Origin of the sequence: Pseudoalteromonas sp. MMG024, from assembly GCF_021654175.1 — a bacterium.
GTDB lineage: Bacteria > Pseudomonadota > Gammaproteobacteria > Enterobacterales > Alteromonadaceae > Pseudoalteromonas.
In genome coordinates, this window is the sequence record NZ_JAKFZO010000026.1 from 1 (window position 1) to 23,027 (window position 23,027).

At 40.3% G+C, this 23,027-nt stretch carries 21 protein-coding genes; 7 read left to right on the forward strand and 14 right to left on the reverse strand.

Annotated elements, in window-relative coordinates:
• Positions 1–921 precede the first annotated feature (921 nt).
• Both L1068_RS18835 and L1068_RS18840 read left to right on the forward strand, forming a co-directional pair.
• The gene (locus L1068_RS18835; protein WP_237131449.1) at positions 922–1,974 is read left to right on the forward strand and encodes an iron-sulfur cluster-binding domain-containing protein; all 1,053 of its coding nucleotides are present in this window, start codon (positions 922–924) and stop codon (positions 1,972–1,974) included.
• Positions 1,975–2,039: 65 nt separating this feature from the next.
• The gene (locus tag L1068_RS18840) at positions 2,040–3,032 is read left to right on the forward strand and encodes an acyl-CoA desaturase (RefSeq protein ID WP_237131497.1); all 993 of its coding nucleotides are present in this window, start codon (positions 2,040–2,042) and stop codon (positions 3,030–3,032) included.
• A 215-nt stretch (positions 3,033–3,247) separates the two neighbouring features.
• Here L1068_RS18840 and L1068_RS18845 read toward each other — a convergent pair whose 3' ends face one another.
• Entirely contained in the window at positions 3,248–4,348 is a 1,101-nt protein-coding gene (locus L1068_RS18845; RefSeq protein ID WP_237131450.1) for an alkene reductase, read from the reverse strand.
• Between the two features lie 10 nt (positions 4,349–4,358).
• Positions 4,359–4,778 carry a VOC family protein gene (locus L1068_RS18850; protein WP_237131451.1) on the reverse strand — a complete coding sequence of 140 codons (420 nt, stop codon included), beginning with the start codon at positions 4,776–4,778 and terminating at the stop codon, positions 4,359–4,361.
• A gap of 97 nt (positions 4,779–4,875) precedes the next feature.
• Here L1068_RS18850 and L1068_RS18855 point away from each other — a divergent pair, with 97 nt between their 5' ends.
• Entirely contained in the window at positions 4,876–5,799 is a 924-nt protein-coding gene (locus L1068_RS18855) for a LysR family transcriptional regulator (RefSeq protein WP_237131452.1), read from the forward strand.
• 157 nt (positions 5,800–5,956) lie between these two features.
• On the opposite strand, the gene L1068_RS18860 is transcribed toward L1068_RS18855, so the two are convergent.
• The 4 genes from L1068_RS18860 to L1068_RS18875 all read right to left on the reverse strand — a co-directional run bounded on the left by L1068_RS18860 (position 5,957) and on the right by L1068_RS18875 (position 7,882).
• Positions 5,957–6,136, reverse strand: a complete 180-nt coding sequence (locus L1068_RS18860) for a hypothetical protein (RefSeq protein WP_232732431.1) — start codon at positions 6,134–6,136, stop codon at positions 5,957–5,959.
• Between the two features lie 62 nt (positions 6,137–6,198).
• Positions 6,199–6,369 carry a DUF1328 family protein gene (locus L1068_RS18865; RefSeq protein WP_082428442.1) on the reverse strand — a complete coding sequence of 57 codons (171 nt, stop codon included), beginning with the start codon at positions 6,367–6,369 and terminating at the stop codon, positions 6,199–6,201.
• 33 nt (positions 6,370–6,402) lie between these two features.
• Positions 6,403–6,849, reverse strand: a complete 447-nt coding sequence (locus L1068_RS18870) for a PA2169 family four-helix-bundle protein (protein ID WP_237131453.1) — start codon at positions 6,847–6,849, stop codon at positions 6,403–6,405.
• Positions 6,850–6,988: 139 nt separating this feature from the next.
• Entirely contained in the window at positions 6,989–7,882 is an 894-nt protein-coding gene (locus L1068_RS18875; protein WP_237131454.1) for a mechanosensitive ion channel family protein, read from the reverse strand.
• Between the two features lie 273 nt (positions 7,883–8,155).
• On the opposite strand from L1068_RS18875, the gene L1068_RS18880 reads away from it, so the two are divergent.
• From L1068_RS18880 to L1068_RS18890, 3 genes are all read left to right on the forward strand, one after another.
• Positions 8,156–8,725, forward strand: coding sequence for a BON domain-containing protein (locus tag L1068_RS18880; RefSeq protein ID WP_237131455.1), 570 nt, complete (start codon positions 8,156–8,158; stop codon positions 8,723–8,725).
• Between the two features lie 161 nt (positions 8,726–8,886).
• Positions 8,887–9,306, forward strand: coding sequence for a hypothetical protein (locus tag L1068_RS18885; protein ID WP_237131456.1), 420 nt, complete (start codon positions 8,887–8,889; stop codon positions 9,304–9,306).
• Between the two features lie 214 nt (positions 9,307–9,520).
• The gene (locus L1068_RS18890; RefSeq protein WP_237131457.1) at positions 9,521–9,958 is read left to right on the forward strand and encodes a GNAT family N-acetyltransferase; all 438 of its coding nucleotides are present in this window, start codon (positions 9,521–9,523) and stop codon (positions 9,956–9,958) included.
• An 80-nt stretch (positions 9,959–10,038) separates the two neighbouring features.
• On the opposite strand, the gene L1068_RS18895 is transcribed toward L1068_RS18890, so the two are convergent.
• Genes L1068_RS18895 through L1068_RS18920 form a run of 6 tightly spaced genes read right to left on the reverse strand, consistent with a single transcriptional unit; the run spans position 10,039 to position 17,191 of the window.
• The gene (locus L1068_RS18895) at positions 10,039–11,988 is read right to left on the reverse strand and encodes a response regulator (RefSeq protein ID WP_237131458.1); all 1,950 of its coding nucleotides are present in this window, start codon (positions 11,986–11,988) and stop codon (positions 10,039–10,041) included.
• Positions 11,989–11,996: 8 nt separating this feature from the next.
• Positions 11,997–12,443 carry a response regulator gene (locus L1068_RS18900; protein ID WP_237131459.1) on the reverse strand — a complete coding sequence of 149 codons (447 nt, stop codon included), beginning with the start codon at positions 12,441–12,443 and terminating at the stop codon, positions 11,997–11,999.
• Positions 12,430–13,926 (reverse strand): sensor histidine kinase, encoded by a 1,497-nt coding sequence (locus L1068_RS18905; RefSeq protein ID WP_237131460.1) that lies wholly within the window; start codon positions 13,924–13,926, stop codon positions 12,430–12,432. Before L1068_RS18905 ends, L1068_RS18900 begins: the two co-directional genes overlap by 14 nt.
• Before the next feature lie 5 nt (positions 13,927–13,931).
• Entirely contained in the window at positions 13,932–14,138 is a 207-nt protein-coding gene (locus L1068_RS18910; protein WP_010558585.1) for a hypothetical protein, read from the reverse strand.
• Positions 14,139–14,158: 20 nt separating this feature from the next.
• A complete protein-coding gene (locus L1068_RS18915) occupies positions 14,159–15,541 on the reverse strand; it encodes a sigma-54 dependent transcriptional regulator (protein WP_237131461.1) in 1,383 nt (460 codons plus the stop codon).
• A gap of 36 nt (positions 15,542–15,577) precedes the next feature.
• Entirely contained in the window at positions 15,578–17,191 is a 1,614-nt protein-coding gene (locus L1068_RS18920) for a diacylglycerol kinase family protein (RefSeq protein ID WP_237131462.1), read from the reverse strand.
• Between the two features lie 215 nt (positions 17,192–17,406).
• Between L1068_RS18920 and L1068_RS18925 the strand changes: the two genes are divergently transcribed.
• Positions 17,407–18,126, forward strand: a complete 720-nt coding sequence (locus L1068_RS18925; protein ID WP_237131463.1) for a hypothetical protein — start codon at positions 17,407–17,409, stop codon at positions 18,124–18,126.
• Between the two features lie 125 nt (positions 18,127–18,251).
• On the opposite strand, the gene L1068_RS18930 is transcribed toward L1068_RS18925, so the two are convergent.
• Positions 18,252–20,435: an OsmC domain/YcaO domain-containing protein gene (locus tag L1068_RS18930; RefSeq protein WP_237131464.1), complete on the reverse strand. Its 2,184-nt coding sequence runs from the start codon at positions 20,433–20,435 to the stop codon at positions 18,252–18,254.
• Between the two features lie 374 nt (positions 20,436–20,809).
• On the reverse strand, positions 20,810–23,026 hold the full coding sequence (locus L1068_RS18935; RefSeq protein WP_237131465.1) for a hypothetical protein: 2,217 nt from the start codon (positions 23,024–23,026) through the stop codon (positions 20,810–20,812).
• Position 23,027 lies beyond the last annotated feature (1 nt).

Here is a 23,027-nt window from a genome sequence, read left to right on the forward strand (position 1 = left end):
ACATTCTAAAGCAATTTATAACACTAATAATTAGTTGTTACTAGTCAGATAGTTATTTGAAAATTAACATTTTGTAAGTTGCAGAAAACAGGCAAATTGCCTGTTAATATTATTAAGGGGGAAATAATCATTAAGAAATCGAATAGGCATGATTTTTACTTCTAACAACGAAAAATTTGATATGGAAATGGAATAGTTTATTCAAAGGCTGCAATTCGCTCTTTTGCGGCATTCCATAAACACGTTTTGTGGGAAAACGTGTTAGTTGAAACATCTGTTTTTGAGAACTTGGTTAATAGCGATAGGTGAGAATCTTTTGAACGCTCAAAACCGTCATTCTCAACAAATCTAAGCCTCAAATATACTGAAAAAATAATCGATAAAAATAACGCTAATTTAGAAAAAGAAGCTGCCATTTTTTCGGTTTAATTAGCCTAATTAACTGTTTTAATCAATTTAATCTAAGTTCAGATTCTGGAGTTAGCTGAGTTTATACATACCTGATTTCGACAAAAACAAGTTCATTATTCAAGCTATTGAAACTCGATTAAATCTTAAAATTGGAATTCTGGAGTTAGGTGAGTTTATATACTCAGATATTACAAAGTGAACTCCAATTATTTTCTTAAACTCCCAAGTAGAAGATTTTTTTCAAACCAAACCCATCAAAATTTTTTAAAAATAATCCTATGTGAAAAACGCTGTTTTAATAGCTGGTTTATCAAGCGTTTAAAGTTTTAACTTGTTGTTTTATTTGGTTTTAAACTCATAAAAGGCATGTGTTAGCAGCTAGGGGAAAAGAGTGCTCGCTTAGGTTTCTAAAGTAAAAACTCTATTTTTACCTGTTGAGGGGCTTGAAAAAAAACACCTGTTCAGCGTACACTTGTGCGCTGATTGAGCGTACATGTGTAAGCCTAAAATATGAATGTTTTGTTAAACCCACTTTCTAATTGGTTCAGTAAACAGTTTTTCCATCACACATCGATGGCGGGATATATTGAGCCTGTAATTCAATTATTTAAGCCAAGCTGGCGCGATGGTTATTATCGAGCCAAAGTGGTTGCAGTTCAGGCTATTGCTAATCGAACACTTGCGATTGAGTTAAAAACAGAGTCCCGTTGGCCAACTCATAAAGCGGGGCAGCACATTGAACTAACGTTAGAGATAAACGGCCGATTAGTAACGCGTGTATTTACTATTGCTTCAAGTCCAAATCAGGCGATGCACGAAGGGGTAATTCGTTTAGTGGTGAAGCAGCAAGGTGCAGGCGCATTTACCCCTTATTTATCGCGCTTACAGGTTAATTCGTGGGTTAATATTTCAAAACCAAAGGGAACGTTTTTATTACCGCAGAGCGGTGCGGTTACTCTGTTTGCTGCTGGCTCAGGCATTACGCCATTTATTGCGATGTTGCATCAAAATTTACACGAACAAGTAAATCCTATTCATTTGGTGTACTACGCAAAACCAAGTGAGCATTTACTGGTTGCAGAGCTTGAGAGCTTAAGCAATCGCTTACCCTATTTTACCTTTACCTTATTTAGTCGAAGTAGTGATGGCGATGTTATTGAAAAGCTATCCGAGTTTCATAATTCAAAGTGGCTGGTGTGTGGGCCAAATGATTTTTATAAAACTATTCAAAATTATGCAGAAGCCCATCAGTTATCCGTTTCAAGTGAACATTTCTCGTTAGTTAATTTGCACCTACTGAGTGATGAAAAAGCGCATTTTCAGGTGGATCATGGCGGCATTAAATTTACAGCCGACAACCAACAGCCGCTTTTAACGCAGTTTCAAGCAAACAAGATTAATGTGCCTTATGGCTGTGGCATGGGTATTTGCCATCAATGCCAATGCGTAAAGAAAAAAGGCGTAGTGCGAGATATGCGCACCGGTAAATTATCAGATTACGGTGAAGAGTTAATTCAATTATGTGTATCGCAAGTGGTGTCAGATGTGGAGTTTAAAGCGTGAACACAGTAGCAGAACCAAATTATGATTTATTAGCCAAGCAGCTAAATGATATTCAAGCATCAACCATGGCGAAAGTGGGTGAGCAAGACGCAAATTACATTCGCCGTGTAATCTTTATTCAGCGGATTTTAGAATGGTCGGGGCGCATTTTATTGGTGCTTGGCTTTGTTACGCCGTGGCTTTGGCTTGTTGGTGTGCTTGCCCTTGCAACGGCTAAAATACTCGACAATATGGAAATTGGTCATAACGTAATGCACGGCCAGTACGACTGGATGAACGACAAGCACATTAACTCTAAAGCGTACGAGTGGGATATTGCCTGCGATGGTAAAAGCTGGAACCGTGTACATAACTTTGAGCATCACACCTATACCAATATTATCGGTAAAGATCGCGACTTTGGTTATGGTTTATTACGCTTATCAAATGACTTTCGCTGGCGAGTAAAAAACCTTTGGCAATTTATCACTTACCTAAATTTAAGTGTGTTATTTCAGTGGGGCGTGTCGTATCACGAGCTTGCCGCTGAGCGTGTGTTTTTTGGTAAGAAAAATGAGAACCGCGATTATAAAGTGCCACACAGCGAACTAAAAACACGGTTTTTTAGTAAAGGCGCGCGCCAATTAATTAAAGACTATCTAATTTTCCCACTGTTAGCAGGGCCATTCTTTTTATGGGTATTAGTGGGTAATCTAATTGCCAATTTGCTACGTAACTTATGGACATCAACTATTATCTTTTGTGGCCACTTTACTGGCGATGTTAAAACATTCAGTGAAAAAGAATGCGAAAACGAGACAAAAGGGCAGTGGTATTACCGTCAAGCATTGGGTTCATCAAATATTAAAGGGAGTAAGTGGTTTCATGTTCTAACTGGGCACTTAAGCTTTCAAATAGAGCACCATTTATTTCCAGATATGCCTGCAAAACGTTACCGTGAAATTGCACCTAAAGTGCAAAAAGTATTTCGTGAACACGGTATTCAATACAACACAGGTAGTTTTTTCAAACAATATGGTTCGGTAGTTAAGCGCATTTTGCGCTACTCATTGCCATAATTGTTAAATCAGTTCCTTAACATAATGTGCCCGGTTATTGTCTGCCAACGATAGCGTGGGTGCATTATTTTCTAACCTAGTTACATAAACTTAGGTTCCCTTTTTAGCACGTCTTATTATTCACTACAGCTTGAGATAATAAATAGCGACGTTCAAACTTGCTTATACAAAACTGAAGGTTAAGTTCAACCTTCAGTCCGATTGCCGTTGAATGCTTATTGCTCGCCGTAAATAGGGTAGTCGGTGTACCCACGTTCATCACCACCAAACAAAGAGCTTGGATCTGAAATTTCGTTTAACGGTAGGTTGTTCTCTAAGCGATAAGGTAAATCGGGGTTTGCTAGAAACTTTCGACCAAATGCAACGTAATCAACTAAATTATCGTTTATAAGTTCGTTTGCTTTTTCGGGCGTGTAATTACCAGCGACAACAATTGCACCAGAAAAATTTTTACGAAGTTGCTGGCGAAACGTGTCTGTAACAGTCGGGGCGTCATCCCAATCAGCCTCGGCAAGGTGAATATAAGCAATGCCCAATTCGTCAAAATACTTTGCTAACAATAAAATAGCATCGATTGCTTCTGGGTCGTTCATGCCTCTTTGGGTTATAAATGGCGCTAACCTTATCGCTGTGCGCTCAGCACCTATTTCATCACTAATAGCCTTGATGATCTCTAATGCAAAGCGAATACGGTTTTCTAAGCTGCCACCATATTCGTCATCACGTTTATTAGATGTAGAGCGTAAAAACTGGTCAATTAAATAACCGTTTCCTGCATGCACTTCTACACCGTTAAATCCTGCTTCTATCGCGTTTGCTGCCGCTTTGCGGTAGTCGGCAACAATGTCTTTAATTTCTTGTGTGGATAATGCGCGTGGAGTAGGGCAGTCAAGCATACGGCCAACGCCATCATCACCGACTATCCATACTTGTGCATCAGGTGCTAAGGCGCTTGGAGCAACGGGTAATCCATCTTGATGAAACACAGAATGTGACATGCGGCCCACATGCCACAGCTGAGAAAAAATAATGCCTCCGTTGTTATGCACTGCATGGGTTACTTTTTTCCAACCGTCGATCTGGGCTTGTGTATAAATACCGGGCGTAAAAGAATATCCTTTGCCTTGTGCAGAAATTTGGGTGGCCTCCGAGACGATAAAGCCTGCACTTGCCCGTTGTGCATAGTAAGTTGCCATTAAGTCCGTTGGAATGTCACCAGGTTGCGCGGTACGAGAACGCGTCATAGGTGCCATCACCACTTTATTATTGGTATTAAGGTTGCCAAGTTTACCGGTGTTAAATAATGCGTTTTTCATATTCTTAACCTTATGAGTGAATGTCATTGCTCGAAAATAGAATTTCGATTTTTAGGCCATCAGGACCTTTAATAAATACTTGATGTTCGTTTGCTTCGGGGATTTCTCGTTCAACAAATGGCATGTTTAACCTTGTTAAACGTTCTTTTATCATTTGATAGTTATTTGAGGTAAACGCTAAATGATCTACCGTTGGCAAGCTCGGTATTGAACTATGCTTTTCGTTGTGCCCTAAATAAAAAGATTGCTCAGGGTTAATGTCATCTCTTTTTGCAATGTGGATACAAGGCACATTGAGCTCGTCATACAACCAAACACCTGCAAAACCAAATGGCGGACGTCGTCCTTTTTGCAAACCAAGTGCTCGTATTAAAAACTGAGACATTTCATCTAAATCCGATGCTAGCAATAGTGCGTGATTAAATTGCATATCAACCTCCTTAAAGCGATGTATTCAGTTTAACTATTTTGACTAAGTTGATAATTGTTCGTAGAGTTAAATCACTATTCAGAATAACTGAAGAATTATGGCTAAAATTGATGATATGGCGTTGTTTGTTCACGTTGTAAAAGCGGGAGGATTGGCGGCAGCTGGACGAAAATTAGGGCTTTCACCTGCAAGCATGACAGCACGCATTAACCAAATTGAAATGCGTTACGGCACGAGGTTATTGACGCGAAATACACGAAGTATCTCGTTAACTGATGTTGGTGAACGTTTTTATGCTGGCTGTTTACGTGTAATTGAAGAGGTAGAAAATACGGAAAACATGCTTCAAGAATCGCAAGACACCTTGCGAGGACATTTACGAATATCGGCAACATCTGATTTCGGCCGACAATATGTAGCCCCCGCCCTTGCAGAATTTAGCAGTATTCACCCAGATGTCTCACCTCATTTAATGTTAACTGACAGCTTAATTAACATCATCGATGAAGGGGTAGATATCGCTTTTAGGTTTGGTAATTTACCAGACAGTAACCTTATTAGTAGGCCGTTAGCTAAAAATCGACGAGTGCTATGTGCCTCGCCCGATTACATAAAAAATTATGGATTACCGCAACACCCGAAAGAGTTATTAAAGCATCGATGTTTGATTTTAGAGCGCTCAGGACAACCACTAAACGAGTGGTACTTTGAAATTAATAACAAACGGCAGTTAATAAAGGTAGCACCGCATTTATCGTGCTCTGATGGTGAAGTAATAAGGCATTGGGCAGTTCAAGGTCATGGCATAGCATTTAAATCGTTGATCGACATAAGAGAAGATCTCTCTAACAACAAGCTTGTATTGCTATTAGATGAATACGTACGAGGGTTTAACCACAGCGATACTGAAGTTGTGGGCGTACAAGCCATTTATGCAAGCAGGCAATATTTACCAATGCAGGTAAAAGTATTTTTAACTTATTTTGAACAGTGGTTGAATCATAAATCTATTAAAGTATGAAATATCAGAGAGTTATTTTTTAGATGTTATGGTTTGACGACGTGGTGTGGTTTAAATTTTAAAATAAAAAAAGCGACTATCAGGGGATGATGATAGTCGCTTAGGCCTACTCGTTGGGGTTTAAATCAGATTAATAAATTCTGTGGTTGCAAAGCTATTAGCAGTTTTGTTCTTCAGTGCCAATCTCTTCTTTCGCTTTTTCACACAGATCTTCTGCTTTGTTTTGCGCGTCAGTGATGGCTTCGTCAATACGCTCGCCGGCATCTTCTGCTGGGCCTTCAGAACAACCCGTTAATGTAAATACGGCACCAAGTGCAATTACTTTTGTCATTGTCATTAATGTTTTCATGATATTTTTCCTTATAAAATTAATTGAGTAATAGCGGTTTTACGGCCCGCTTAGGCCTTGGGCGCCCTTATTTTGGGTAAAATTAGCGACAGAACTAACAGAGCGACAAATACAAAGAACAAAATCTTCGCGATACTCGCTGCGGCGCCTGCAATGCCACCAAATCCTAAAAGAGCGGCAACAATGGCTAAAACAATAAATGTAAGTGACCAACCAAGCATACATCCTCCTTAATTTGGGTTAAGTTCAAAATATTAAGCGGTTACTTCTTGTAGTGCTTTCATCTCGTCGTGACACGCTTGCATGCTGTTTTGAATCAGCTTAAGCGTACTGAAGTAAGGCGCTGGCAGAGGCTCTTCTAGTGCTGCCTCAATTTTTTCAAGAACGCGGTCCTCTACTTCTTCAAGTTGTGAGATGTACGTGTGCTCTTTGTCTGTGCTTATCACCGAGAGCACTTTTGTGTATGTTTCACGTAATGACACCATGAAATCGTTATCCGTTTCGACTTCACCTTCATCAAGCACTACTAAAGGTTGTAATTCAGCCGCGGCACGCTCTTTCTCAGAAATCATGCGCTCGAAGATGATTTCAAGACTTTGGCTAGAAACTTTTGATTTGGCTTCTTTATAAAATTCGATACCGCCATTTAAAACTTTCACAAGCTCTTTTACCGGGGTTAAGTTGTAATTTGAGTTTGACATAAATGCTCCTTTTCAATTTTCTTAACGGTTCAATCTATTAATGCATGGCGTGTGCCAAAAATAAAATCAATTAAAATCAAGTGCTTGTCGGTTTTTATGGAAAAGTGCCTGCGACACATTTACAGGCACTATGAAGTTTTTACTTATCTTGACTCTGTATATCTTGCAAAGAGTGGCCACCCTTTGCGTTAAAGTCTAACGTACGGATTGGGAACGGAATAAGGATGTCGTTTTGCTCAAGTGTTTTATGAATAGTAGCAACCGCTTTGTGGCGCATTTCCATAAAGCCAACCTCGCCTGGGTAGTCTATCCAAAACCATACAAGCAGGTTTACTGAGCTGTCAGCAAACTCGCTGGCATACACTGCAGTTTCAGATTGTTTAATTACGCCATCAAGATCATTAATAGCATCGGTAAGCACGTCTCGTGCTTTATCTACATCGTCTGCGTAAGAAATCCCCACAGGTATTTCAATACGACGTTTGCGTAGGCGCGAGTAATTTAATAGCTCGTTCTTAAACAGGATTTTGTTGGGCACTATGGCCATTTGTCCATAAAAGTTCTCTATTAAGGTATTGCGCAGGTTAATACGCTCAACCGTGCCAAAGGTATCGCCTGCTTCTATTATGTCGCCAACGCGAAAGGGTTTACGAATACCCATTACAATGCCGGCAATTAGGTTCTCCGTCATATCTTGAAAAGCAAAGCCAATAGCAAGGCCAATAATACCTGCACCTGCAAGTAATGATGCTACCGCTTTTGAGAGCCCCATAATGTCGAGTGCGAAAAAGAAACCAATTACAATAATCACCATGCGACAAATGCCTGTAATAAGGCCAGCAATTTGCGATGATTCAAAAATACGGTTAAGTAACTTCTTTACCCAGCCCGATATCCATTTGGATAACATTAAAAATACGATAAAGATTACGAGTGCAATCACCAGGTTGGGCAAATTCTTTATGGTTATTTCAAGCCAGTGGGTGAGCTTTTCATTTATAAGAGACCAAAACTTCTCCAATGTAATCGACATAACTGCTCCTTTAATAATGTAATGACGTTACTTTGGGTTACGCAGTTTATATGCCAGCGTAGCTAAATTGAGTAAGGCTAAGGTGTTGTGAGGTTTTTGTAATAGTGGCACTGTGTATTTGTGTAAAACGTACATGGATTTTTTTCACACTGGTTATGTAAATGCTACATTGGTAAATGTCTTAATTTATTTAAGTTACTGATATTTAATGTTAAAAATTCTGGCATGTGAAGTGCATTAAGTAAATCGAACTCAGCAAAAAGGAAATTTATTATGAATCGTACATTTAATACACTTGCACTAGTTACTGTTTTATCTACAACTGCTCTTTCAGTAAACGCGAAAGACAACCAGTGGGAAAAAGAAGCAAGCGACGCTTGGATTGATGGTAAAGCTGAAGCAACCTTACTTTTCAATACACAGCTAAATTCGTTTGATATTAACACCGATGTAGATAAAGGTGTGGTAACACTTACGGGTAAAGTAAATCACGATGTTGATAAAAAGCTGGCACAAGAGTTAGTTATTGGTATCGACGGTGTTAAAGAGGTTGAAAACCGCTTAACAGTGCTACCAGATAGCAAAAATAAGTCAGAAAAAGACGATGGTCAAATTGAGTCTGACTTTGTAGACGCAAAAATTGCAACGGTAATCAAAACACGCTTATTGTTCGATACAGATATTAGCGGTACGAGCATTGACGTTGATGTTGAAGGCCAAAACGTTACCTTAAAGGGTGAAGTTGAATCAGAAGCTGAAAAGCAACTAGCAATCACAATTGCTAAAAACGCAGACGACGTTGAAAACGTAGAAGATAACCTTCGCGTTGTAAAACAGTCTTAATCCTGTCCCAATTACTGCACTACCAAAAAGCACCGAAAGGTGCTTTTTTTATGCCTATTAATTACACGTATATCAATTGGGAAATATTATATATAGCAATAGCTTGAGTGTTGTTATATGCTACAAAAAAGATAATTAATATTTAGACAAGGAATAAAATAATGGACGAAGGATTGTTCTCAAGCTTAGGGGCCGTATCTGTTGTTGTTTTAGCCGCGGCTGATGCCGTTAGAAATGACAAAAATTTGAAAGATGATTGGACTAGAAGGTTTAAGAAAGGCATTGTTTGGGCTGTATTATTTTCTTTTATTCCCTGCATTTTATTGTATGCAGCGAATAACAGTAATGCGAAGAAAGGTGAGCCAGCATATACTGTTTTGCAATGGGTGGTGAGTTTGCCTTTAACGGCCTTAATTTCTATCACAATTTTTACTTTGTTATTTGTTTTACGCCCGCACCCGGAAAGAAATTCGTTCAAACCTCTCAAAGTATTTACGTTAATTTTTTGGGCTGGCGCAATCGCATTTATCTTTTATGCCAGCATCTTTCTTGTAAATCAATTTGCGCTTTTATTCGCGTAACTATCAAATGCCAGTAACCAACGTCTAAGTTACTGGCGCACACATCATTAATGGTTAAAGCACTTAACAAGTGTCGTTTAGCAGTTGTTTTGAACTCTTTATTAGTCTGTGTGGTCTACTAACTTCTTGTTTTATTTAACCTGAACCCGCGTTCAGGTTACTTTTAAACTTACCTAGAGTTCATTTTTCTCTAGGTATATCAGTTAGAGAATATATGGACGTAGTACTTAAAGAAATAACCAGTTCAAATTATGAGTTAGTGTGTGATTTAGATGTAACAGAAGATCAGCAAGATTACGTGGCGTGTAATATGTGGTCGCTGGTTGAATCGCATTACAACTCGGGCTATACCTGCAAAGCAATTTATTGTGATAACCAAGCTGTTGGCTTTTTTATGTGGGTGCAAGAATCACCAGAAAAAGTGTCTATTTGGCGCTTTATGATAGATCACAAACATCAAAATAAAGGCATTGGCAGAATCGCATTAAATCAAGCGCTTGACGCGATTAGGTTAACAGCGGGGTTGTGTGAGATTGAAATATGCTATAACCCTAAAAATCCTGTAGCGAAAGACTTTTACTCACGCTTTGGTTTTCAAGAAGTGGGCATGGATGAAGACGACGAAGATATGCTCGCAATAATATCGCTTTAGTTTGCAATAATATACAAAAGGGGCGGTTTTTATTGAAAACTTGCCCCATTTTAGTTGGCGCATCACTTAAAGCTAGCGCACTAAATCACCTGTTTTAAATCCGCTAACGACACAGGCTTTAAGATCACATGCTCAATTTGGTGTTTGGCAAGTGCTTCAGCGGGGGGTTCGCTACCGCTAACAATAACTAGGTTGGCATAACACTCTCTTGCCTTTATTTCACTTGCAAGGGTTAAACCCGAGCCATCAGCCAGGTTTAAATCGAGGCAAATCGTATCAAACGCGGTGTCGTTGTCTAACAAGGCACAGCATTCGCTAAAACCGCTTACGCTGTGGCTTTCACAGCCAAGAGAATCAAACAGCAAACACATTAAGTCACGGGTGTTTTTATCATCTTCTACCACTAAAATACGCTGTTTAGTTGCGTTTTCATTAGCGGAAGAAGCGGGCTTTTCGCTGGTGCATGGTTTTGCTTGTAAATGCGCTTCAAGAGACTGGTAAAGCAATTCGGTATTAATTGGCTTGGTAATAATGCCATCAAAACCAAGCGCTAGCAGGGTATCGATATTGTCTTTTTGCGCAGCTGCGGTGAGGGCAATAATCGGTGTGTTAATACCTTGCTTTCTGAGCGTAACAATGGCCTCTCTGCCACCCATTTCGGGCATATGCAAATCCATAAAAATAAGATCAAACGCCTGCTCGTCTGAGCACACTAAGTTAACGGCATCGAGCCCGTTATTTGCACAGGCAACCTTTGCACCTGTGTTACTAATTAGGTTTTTTAATAGGGTTTGGATCTCGGGCAGATCTTCAACAATTAATACATCGCCTTTAAGTGATAATGGGCAAACGTTGCTTTCATCACTTTTGCTTGCTGCTAGGCTCAGAGGTTGACATTCACCAATGTCAGTGCCTAAATCAATATCAAAACAAAAGGTACTACCAACACCTACTTCGGATTCGAGCGCAATTTTTCCGCCAAACAGCTCAACTAAAGCGGCACTAATTGCCAACCCTAAACCGGCACCTTCAGAGGTGCGGGTAATGGTGTCTTGTAATTGCTCAAACGGCTTAAATATTTGCTTTTGTTTTTCTTTTGCAATGCCAATACCGGTATCTTGTACAGCCACATTCAAGTAATAGTTCTGGCTTTGCTGCACCAGCTTAAACACCACCTCAACCTTGCCTTCGGGGGTGAATTTGATGGCGTTGTAAACAAGGTTAATTAAGATCTGCTTTAGCCTTTTAGCGTCTGTCATAATCGCTTTCGGCAGGTCGCCTTTTGCTACTATGCTAAGCGCAATGCCTTTTTTCTTTGTTTCCATTGAAAACAAACTTTGCAGATCGGCAATTAACGGGCCGAGCTCGGTTGGTGATTTTTCTATATTTAAACTGCTGGCATTAATTTTTGATAAATCCAGTACGTCGTTCAGCAAGTTAAGTAAATGCTGACTGTTGTTATGAATAATGTCTAATTCGGGCTTAATATTGCTAAGTTGGCGGTTGTCGCGCAGCAGCTCAGTGTAACCAATAATTGAAGTAAGCGGTGTGCGTAACTCATGGCTTAAATGCGCCATAAAACGGTCTTTTGCGCGGCTATCTGCCTCGGCTTTGTAGCGCTCTAAACGCTCGTTCTCCAAGTCGCGTCGTGATAGCGCATATAAAATCGCGCGATTAAAGCGTGGGCTGCTTATTTCAGATTTTAATAAAAAGTCATCTGCGCCGTGAGCAAGCGCTTCTTTATCAAGCCGTTCGTCTGATTGCCCAGTAAGCATAATAAACGTAGTACTGAGCTTAAGTGATTTAGCGGCTTCTAAAATAGATAAACCCGTATGAGCGCCTAAGTGATAGTCTAAAAAGCATAAATCGACAGGTTGCTGCTTTAACTCATCGAGCACACCTTGATAGTCACTTAACCAAGTGACATCAAATTGGTAATTAGGAATTTGCTCAAGGTAATCGACCGTAAGCAAATAATCGTCTTCATCATCCTCTACCAGTAATACACGTACGCGCTCAATACTTGTCATATTAATCCCTATGGCAGTTCAACAATTTCAATCCAATATTTACCAAGCTGTTTCATCAGTTCAACTAAGCCTTCAAAAGTAACCGGTTTAGTAATGTATGATGCTGCGCCAAGATCGTAACCACGCAATTTGTCTTCTTCTTGCTTTGAAGTAGTCAGAATAACCACCGGAATAGAGCGCAATTCGGCATTTTCTTTAATCAGCTTTAGCGCTTCGCGGCCATCCATACGTGGCATGTTTAAATCGAGCAAAATAATATTAGGGCGCGGGTATTTTTGTTTATCTTCAAACGGCGCTTGATTGTTCAAATACGCCAGTAGCTCAACACCGTCATTTACAAAATACAAATTGTTGATGACTCGGCTTTCTTCAAGTGCGTCTTGGGTTAGTAAACGATCATCTTCGTCATCGTCGGCCATTAAAATATTAATTCGTTTTACTTCAGCTTCCAGCATGACTATTTTCCTCTAAATGAAATGATGATGCTGCAATCGGCAGTATCATGGTAAATGTTGTACCTTGGCCAACTTCGCTGTGCGCAGTAATTTGGCCGCCATGGCGCTCTACAATACGTCTGCAAACCGACAAGCCAATGCCTGTGCCTTTGTAAGCGGTGCGACTGTGTAAACGCTGAAATGGGGTGAAAATTTTATCGCTGTAATCTTGTTCAAAGCCTATGCCGTTGTCGCACACATCGATTTGTATCCATTCGCTGGTAATTTCATCTAAATGCTGTGCTGGGGCGTCGGCCTCTGACACAGTTACTTTGATTTCGGGCGCTTTGTCGGCTTGTCTGAATTTAAGCGCATTCGATAACAGATTTAAAAATAACTGTTGTAGCTGGCTTTCGTCGCCCTCAATTTTTGGCATGCTTGCCAGCGTAATGGTGGCGTTTGATTCGTTAATGGCGATTTCAAGGTCGTCCAGTACACCTTCAAGCACAGCGTTTAGGTCTACTTCACCAAAGGCTTTCCCTTTAGTCGTTACCCGCGATAAAGCTAATAAGTCTGATATTAACAACGACATACGCGCAGCAGCATTATCCATGCGCGATAAGTAATCTTTGCCTTTATCGTCAATTGCGCTGGCATAAAGTTCAGTAATACGCGCTGAAAACGCACGAATTTTACGCAGCGGCTCTTGTAGGTCGTGTGATGCAATAAACGCAAAGTCTTCTAGCTCGCGGTTACTGCGGCCAAGCTCTTCGGCGTAAAGTTCCAGCGCTTGGGTACGTTCTTGTACTTTTTCTTCAAGTAATTCGTTGCTTTTTTCAAGCTCTAATGCGTTTTGCTTAACATTGCGCAAGTGTTTAATGAGCAATATTAAAAGCAAACTACTCATGATAATACTAATGGCTGCAAACCAAATTAGGTTTGCCTCAGAGGTTTTACGTGCCTTACTTAAGCGGGTAAGTAAGTGATTGCGAATAACCGTTTCGTTTTCAATGATCTCTTGATAAATGGTGCGTAAGTCTAAATCAGATATTTGCACATCTTTTAACAGGCGCTTTGGTGAGCGCTCAGAATTTGTTTGTACGTGGCGAATACCAGCACCCACTAAGGCAAACTTAGCTTCGGCGTAGCGCACAAAGTTGTCGATACGTTTTTGCTGAATATCGCTCTCAGAGCGAATTTCGCGGGCTTGCGTAATACTCTCAGAAAATTGATCTAACGCCTTTTTGTAAGGTGCTAAATCGTCTTCTTGCAGCGTAATTAAATAAGCGCGCTGGCTTGATTCGGCGTTGAGTAAGTCGATGTGCAAACGGTCAATAGCCAGCATCACTTTTGATGTGTTTTGAAAGCTTTGCTGAATTTGCGCAATGCTTTGGGTGTTTTGTAACCCAACAAAGGTAATTGAGATGATAGCCAGTACAATAATGACAAATGCGCACCATGCAAAGCCGATGCTGTGAATGGCACGATCGAAAAATGCTTTCATTATATTCACTTAGCGTTTTCCGCGATTTGTTGTAACAGCTCGCTGCAGGCTTTGCTTGCGGCGATTATTTTATTCGCCGCATCGCTAATTTCGCTGTTTTTCGCCGCATCTTCACTCAAAATTTTAATAATTTCAGCATGCATTGAAATATGATTTAGTGGTTTTCGTGCATCGTGAACTAAGGTATTAAGTTGTTCATTGTTGTCAGTCATGTTTCCTCGCAAATCATGTTTTACAGTGATTCTTCGTAAGCGTTTAATCGGTTATAGAGTGTTTTAGTGCTTATACCAAGTAACTTAGCGGCCAGTGTTTTATTGCCCGAAACCGACTCAAGGGTTTTATAAATAAGCTCTTTTTCTACCGCTTCAATGGTTTTTCCAACATCAACTTCTGGCGCATCATAGGTCGCCGCAGGCGCGCTAGGTGTAAAGGCTTGCTGAACAGCTGCAGCTTGATTGCTTGCTGGTGGCTGTGCAAAAGGCGATGGCTCTATTTGTTCAATATCGATTGTTTGACTATTTGGATCAGCCATAATAAACGCGCGGTGAATACTGTGCTTTAACTCGCGTATATTACCCGGCCAATGATGGGCAAATAGCACTTGTTTACTCGTCGGTGAAAACTGATACTGAGTTTTATATTCACGGTTTAAATCATCTAAAAAGTACTCGCTTAATAGTTCGATATCTTCTTTTCGTTCACGCAACGGCGGTATTTCAATTGGAAAAACCGCAAGGCGAAAATAAATATCTTCACGCAGTACTTTCTTTTCGGCAATCTCGTTCATGGTGCGGTTCGTGGCTGAAACAACGCGGCAATTTACCGGAATTTGTTTGTTACCACCAACGCGTGTGACATGTTGGGTTTCTAATACACGCAGTAAATTAGGTTGCATATCTATCGGCATTTCGGTTACTTCGTCTAAAAACAAAGTGCCGTTTTCAGCTTGTTCAAACACACCTTGCTTTTGTGCAACCGCGCCAGTAAACGCGCCTTTTTCATGGCCAAATAACTCGCTGCCGATTAAATCTTTGGTGATAGCGCCGCAGTTAACCGACACTTGCTCGCCTTGGCATTTGCTGGCGTTATGAATGGCCTTTGCCACAACTTCTTTACCAACACCACTTTCACCAATTAATAATACATTTGCGTTGGTTTTAGCCACGCGCTCAATCATGGTGATGAGGTGCTGCGCCGCTTTTGATTTACCAATTAAACAGCCAAAGTGGCGCTCTATTTTCGTTGTACTCTTGCTAGAAACCTTAGGTTCTTTAAAGAGTACACGCTTTACGTCGTCGGCTTGAATTGGCTTGGTTAAGTAGTCGATTTGATCATCACACAGCGATGCAATAGCGGTTTTTACCGAAGGATGACCTGTAATTAGGGTGATATTTACATTAATGCCTTGCGCGCGAATAAAATCGATTAGGTGAATACCACTGCCATCGGGCAACATAAAATCTAAAAAAACATGGTCGAAGCGCGTATTTGCGAGCCACTCTTTGGCCTCTGCAATGCTTTCGGCGGTGTACACTTCGCAACCGATATATTCAAAAATACGCGCGCCTAATTCGTTAAATTCCGAGTCGTCATCGACTAATAACACTGTTTTCATAATGTCCTCAAAATACTGCACTACAAAGTAAACAAATTACTTTGTCATAATCCATAATGATTTTTCTTTTATTTCAATGGTTAGTGTTTCGCACGTTTTTATTTCGCCATCAATACTATACCTTACTGTGTCACCGTGTTGGTGTAAACAAACACGCTTACAAAGTGCATGATTTACGTTGTTTTCGCTGTGTTTTTTCTTACCTTCTAGGCCGTTAAACACAAGTTGCGCAAGACTAAACGCTGCGCTGTTGTTTTCGTCGTGTTCGATGAGGGTGATATCGAGCTGGCCATCTTGATAATTTGGCTCACCACCGCCTTGTGCTAACAAGGTAGAAAATGGCGCAGCATTGGCAACAACTAAACTGTTTACCTCTAACTCTTTTGCGTTTTGCTCATCAACAGCAATACACACGTTTTGTGATTTGCTTTCAGATACGGCATTAATAAAGCCGCTGATGTAAGCAAATTGACCACCTTGGTTTTTCTCTTCGCGGTTAGCAAAGCTGATCATTTGCTCTTCAAAGCCAAACGCAACCAACAACAAAGCAGTGTGTTCATTACATTGTATGGTATCAATTTGCTGTGTTTTACCTTTAACAATGGCCTCGCATGCAAGTGTTATGGGTTCTAACTTAGTTTGCACACCAAGTAATACGTGTGCGAGCGCATTGGCAGTACCTAACGGAATAAAACCTAAATGGCAATCGCTGTTAACAAGCGCATGGGCCACGGCCGTTACAGTGCCATCGCCACCACAGGCAATCACTTTGTTATGGTTACGTTTTAAACGCAGGGCGAGCGCACTTACGTTGGTATCTTTTTCGGTAAAGTGAAATTCAAGCAAAAAGCGCTGCGTTAAATAACCAATCACTTGGTTATCGTATTGATACCATTTACCGCTGCCCGATACAGGGTTTATCACCATCGGTAGGGTTTCTGTTTTTGCGAGTAAATCAACGTGTGCAATGGCATTTAAGCGTTTTTTTTGCGAACGGTTTAAACGCGCGGTTTGGCGCAATTTTTTTACTCTATCAAGTGCACCTTGAGTACTGAGCTTATGTTTATAAAGTAAATAAGCACATAATAAAAATACCGAACGACCACGACCAAGGGCACAGTGGATCACCACTTTTTTGTTAAGCGTGTGCATTGCCTCAATCCAACGTAACGCATGAACAATTTGCGCGCGAGTAGGCGATTGATGATCAAGCACCGGTAAATTTAAGTAGTACAACCCTTCTTGCTCAGCCGACCAATTTAAACCGTCAAATTCAGCAGTTACATCTAAAATTGCGTCAATTTTATTGGCTTTTAACATAGGAATATCGCTTGGAAATAAACGACACGCGATAAACATTTGGTCTTCAACTTGTTGCAGCGCAGGCACTGAGTCTTTGTAGCGCTGCCACGCGTTGTAAAGCTGTGCGCACAGTAAATAAGGCAACAGTACCAATTTAATAACTACTGGAATTTGCCCTGTTGCGCGTTTGCGAAAGAAATTTGGTTTTTCAAATAGGTAAGCGCTAAACACGATTAACACTGAAAGCAGAATCCAACTGCTAGCAAAAATAAATAACGGGTGTTTAGACACATAAACAAGACCGGATGCCGCAACAACCAGCAATAAATAAATGAAAGTGACATTCATACTATTAACACCTCAAAGCTAAATAACATAGGGTTACAAGAATCGTACCTAAGGCTTTTTGTATGTATTTCAATACGATAGTGATTTTTAGAGCGTGTAATAACTACCCGTTTGAAAAAATTACAAAGGGTTTAAAGTAAAAGTGTGTAAAAATTACATACCTGTATAAATATGCTAGCCTAGCATTATTTTATTAAGCAAATTAAAGGGATGTTATGCGTTTTTCCCGCTATTTTAATGTAAGTGTTTTAGTACTTATGTTGATCATCGTTGGTTGTGGTGAGAGTTATCAAGCGTTACGTGATCGCGAAGCAAAGGAGCAGCAAAGCTGGCCTAAATGGCCTGAGTTTGAAGCCGCTGTGCCAAAACCCGATTGGTGGCATTCAGTACCAATTAAGTACATTGATCCAATGAACTTCTCACAGGAAGAAATAACAGCCTACCATAAAAAAAATACGGGCGATGATAAATATAAACGTGATTTTAAAGTGATTTATGCGCGTATGCTTAAGCATCAAAATAATGCCCGAGAGATTGCAGGCTTTTTAGGTCGTGGCACGGTTAGCGAATTTAAACCGTTTTATGAGTTCTATATCACACACTTTTTAGAGGAAACATGGCAAAGTGAGTATTGCGAACAATGTAACGACGCTAACTCTGCCATTAATATAGGAACGCAATGGCTTTATTATTTAACAGAGGGCGGTGAGTATGAACGGGCGCAAAAAATTATCGATCAGTTATTAGAATTGAAATACCCTAGAGCGATCCCGATGCAGCGTTTCTATTTAATTCGCTCCTACCGACACTTACTAGCCAAAACGGTTACCGAAAAAGAAATATATAACCAATTAGAGCCGTACATTGTCGAAAACTATAAGTTGGCTGAACAAAAGCAAGACTACAAATTAATGCAGCGATGGTTGGATTTATAACGCGGTTTGCCATGAAGCAGTACAAGTTTAGCTAGCAAGGATTTATCAGTTGCTAGTTAGCAAGCCTTGAAACGAACGCATAAAAAAAGCCCGAATTAATCGGGCTTTTTTAATGTTAGTGCGGTTTACTTACCCGCCAGTTTTGCGCGAGCGCTGTGCAGCTTTTTGTAGCTTTCGATTAAGCGCAGGTGCTTATCTAAGCCTTCTAACTGCGAGTTAGTTGGTGTTAAACCATAAAAACGCACATCGCCATTAATAGAGCCAATAATCGCGTTCATTACTTCCTCGCCAAACATACGAGTAAAGTTATGGTGGTAGTCTTCAAACTCAAGCTCGTCATCGAGTGCTACTTGCAGTGTTGCGTGCAGCGCTTGGTAGAATAGGCCGCGCTCAACGGTGTTATCGTTATACTGTAAGAAGCTTTCAACGAGGTTATTAACTTCTTCTAAATCGCCTAACGCTAAGTAAATTAATAGCTTAAGCTCTAGAATAGTAAGCTGACCCCACACTGTGTTTTCATCAAATTCAATACCAATTAGGGTAATGATATCAATGTAGTTATCGAGCTCGCTTTCTTCTAAGCGATTAACTAAATCAGCTAGCTCGTCGTCAGACAGTGAATGCAGGTTTAAAATATCGTCGCGGTATAAAAGCGCTTTATTGGTGTTATCCCAAATTAAGTCTTCTGCTGGGTAAACTTCAGAATAACCCGGTACCAAAATACGGCATGCGGTACCAAGGCCTGTAAATTCAGCAACATAGGCTTCTTTACCGATGTCTTCTAAAATACCGAATAGGGCATCGCACTCTTCTTGGTTCGTGCCTGAGAAGTCCCATTCCACAAACTCATAATCGTGCTTAGCACTAAAGAAACGCCACGAAATGGTGCCCGTTGAATCAATGAAGTGCTCAACAAAGTTTTCTGGCTCTTGTACTGCCATAGAGTTAAAGGTTGGCTTAGGTACATCGTTTAAGCCTTCAAAACTACGGCCTTGTAATAGCTCAGTAAGGCTTCGCTCAAGCGCCACTTCAAAACTTGGGTGCGCACCAAAAGAGGCAAATACGCCGCCCGTTTTCGGGTTCATTAAGGTAACACACATTACTGGGAACTGGCCGCCAAGTGAGGCATCTTTAATTACGACTGGGAAGCCTTGTTCTTCTAGCCCTTTAATACCCGCAACAATGCTTGGGTATTTGTTCAGTACGTCTTCAGGTACATCTGGCAATACAATTTCTTGCTCGATGATTTGGCGTTTTACCGCGCGCTCAAAAATCTCCGATAAACACTGTACTTTGGCTTCTGCAAGGTTGTTACCCGCGCTCATGCCGTTACTTAAAAATAAGTTTTCAATCAGGTTTGACGGGAAATAAACCGTTTCGCCATCTGAATGGCGAGTGTACGGAATTGAACAAATACCGCGCTCAACATTACCTGAGTTAGTGTCGATTAGGTTAGAACCACGTAGCTCTTGCTCTGGGTCGTAAATATCCAGCGTGTAGTCGTCTAAAATCTCGCTTGGTAGCTCGTCTTCTGGCCCTGGTTTAAACCATTTTTCATTTGGATAATGGACAAAATCGCTATTGGCAATTTCTTCACCAAAGAACTGATCATTATAGAAAAAGTTACAGTTTAAACGCTCAATAAATTCGCCAAGTGCCGAGCACAACGCGCTTTCTTTGCTTGCGCCTTTACCATTTGTGAAACACATCGGCGATGCCGCATCGCGAATATGAAGCGACCACACATTTGGCACGATGTTACGCCACGATGAGATTTCAATTTTCATGCCCAAGTCTTCTAAAATCTTAGTCATGTTTTGAATGGTTTGCTCAAGCGGTAAATCTTTACCTAAAATCATGGTGTTGGCGTCGCCTTCCGGCTGACCCATTAGCATGGCTTGTGCGTCTTCATCAAGGTTTTCAACCGCTTCTACAACAAACTCAGGGCCGGTTTGAATAACTTTTTTAACGGTACAGCGGTCGATTGAACGCAAAATACCTTGTTTGTCTTTGTCAGAAATGCTCTCTGGCAGCTCTACCTGAATTTTAAAGATTTGGTTGTAACGGTTTTCAGGGTCAACAATGTTGTTTTGCGATAGGCGAATATCGTTAGTTGGAATATCGCGCGCGTTACAGTAAACCTTTACAAAATACGCCGCACACAGCGCAGATGAGGCAAGAAAATAATCGAATGGACCAGGTGCGCTACCATCGCCTTTATAGCGAATAGGCTGATCGGCAATAACGTTAAAGTCGTCAAACAGCGCTTCTAAGCGCAAGTTATCAAGATAATTTACTTTGATTTCCATGAATTAGGTTCCAAGTGTGTCGCCGCGAATAGGTGGTTGCAGCTAGGCAAACATAATGGCTGTAATTATCCGCTTTTTTAGCGCTTAATTCACTAAAATCGGAAAATAAATACTTTTCTCCAAGTTCAACTTATCTATTGCCACATTTGGTGACTTATTTAAGCGAGTAAATTAAGGCAGTGAATTAAACGAGCGAATAATATGTTTGCTGCGCGAATTCAGCAACTATGGTGGGAAAAATATTTAGTGTTAAAGCTGATGCTAAAAGCTATCGAAATATATGTTCAGTTATTACAAGTCATGTATAAGAAAAGTGACTTACTTCTAGAAAAACCAAAAGTAAGCCACATTCTAGAGAAGATATATGTTAGAAATTAGATTACATTGCTAATCTCATCAATCAGTCCAATATAATGTTTCTTAACTTTTTTCTGGATATAGTAACTTTCGCCATTCCAGGATTTATCCCAGTTGTCGCTACTGAAAGACCATTCTTTTAGTCCACTCAGTTGTTTATCCATTTGTGCAAGGCTGCCCGTTAAGCTCCTTTCCGCCCTGATATTGGTGCTCAATGATATACCTTTCCATGCTACATGTTCACCAGCAGCAGCTGAGTACGGAATAGGGTAGAGTGTAATGTTAAAATCTCTATTGGTTAAGGTTTTAGTTTCTTTATTCGCTTCAAATTTTATAAACTTTGCTAAGCCTGGTTTAGAAAATGTAATTTCATGATCATAAATAGCAACAAGGCCCCCTTTCTCGGGACCAAACGCCCATAATTCTTTGTCAGGAGTAATTAAAGGCAATACTTTAAGGGTGCTTGCAAATTGCTCATAATTTCCTGAAGCAGCTTCAAACAAATTGGATACTAACTTGTATGACTTACTATCAGCACTTTCATTGCTTGATAAATCGCTAACTGATTTTGTTACGAGTTGACCATTTTCTTTGACCTCATGAATTAAACCTAAAGCTAATTCAGCATTTCTTAGGAAGGCATTCTCATTCCAGAATTTATAAATATCACCAATAATTGTTCCCAAGCTGTGTATGATAGAGCTCAAAATATTGTCTTTATGGTAATTATTTTGTAACTCGCCAGCAGCGTTGGAGAAGCCATTGGCAATATCATAAGTTTCCACATCAGGTAAAGAACGATTTAGCCGTTTTATTTTTTTTATACCTGACGCATCAGCTGTTAAATATAGACGCGCCAGTGTTTGAAGATCTTGCAGCAATACACGCTTTCGGATTTCTTCAGAGCCCTCTATATATTCAACATTATTCAGATACCCCTGTGCCATCCAAGGAAAAATATCAGCCCAATTGCTTATCCAGACACCTAAAGGTACGTAGTCAGACAAATTGGCACTAGTACTAACGTTTTGGCTCAATAAACGTTCTGATTTTGAAGTTAGTAATAAATTTTGGTGAAGTTCTTCGTTTGGCTCTAATACATTGATGTTATTGTCATTAACATTATCCTGAAGCTCCTCGAGAGCATCAATGTTAGCGGGTTGTTCAGACTCATCTATAAATTCTTTTAAGGTCAATTCAGGGTTTAGTTTTTTAGCTTGGTCAAATGCGGAAGCCGTCGCAAATGCTTTTAAACCATCAAGGTCTTTGATGTCGCCTACTTTACTAGTAATGCTCTCGCTAGGCTTTGGTTTAACGAAATCAGGTATAGTAGGAGGTCCTTGATTAATAGTCATATTGGGGGCGACAGCCATTACTTTAACATCAGCAAGTTGCTCAAAAGTTTTATTACTAACTTGTTCAAACCATTTATCAATTTGTGTGGCTAGCACGCTGCCGCTTACATAACTATTACAGGATACCGTTACATCTGCATAATTATTAGAAGTTCCTCCGTCATACGTACTCTTGACAGCGACAGACGAACCTACACTGGCATAAGAGAAATCTGCTTGTCCCCCATATTTCCATGTTTCGGACTCACTACCTGACGTCATTTCCATAATGATCCCGCCCATAGCCCCCCAAGTAACACCTACAACTAAACCGTCACCAAAGTTAGTGCAAAAGCGTTGAGATAAATCAATCCACTTTTGCAGGTAGGGCTTCAATTCAAAAAATCTCCCGTCATTTTCATCAAGCTTATTTAGGTCCAAGTCTAATTTGGCTGTTTCCTTTACTACGTCATTAAATGCATCTAATACCCCTAATGCATTTTGTCGAGTTGCATCATCTAAACTTGCCAAAAAATCACTGGCAGTTAATGACTGAAAATCAATGTACTCAACTCCAGCCACAGATTGTGCGTTATAGCTTACAGTAATCGACTTAGTTGCTGTTGCTGATGAATTACCAACATAAGCTGAAAGAGATGACTTCACCTGTGAAACCCCAGAAATACCGTAAGAGCCGCACAATCCAAAAGAGCCTTGATTCATTTTATCGCTATATACATAACTACTCTCGCCAGACATGCTTTTTTGATGTTCACCCTGACTCACCATTTTACTAACTGGCTGGGTCAAAACGCTGGCTTTAAATTTAGTCGTTCCAGATGTAACGGTTGAACCTATCGTTACTCCAAAAAGAGGATTTAATATTTGTTTCGCGTCCATA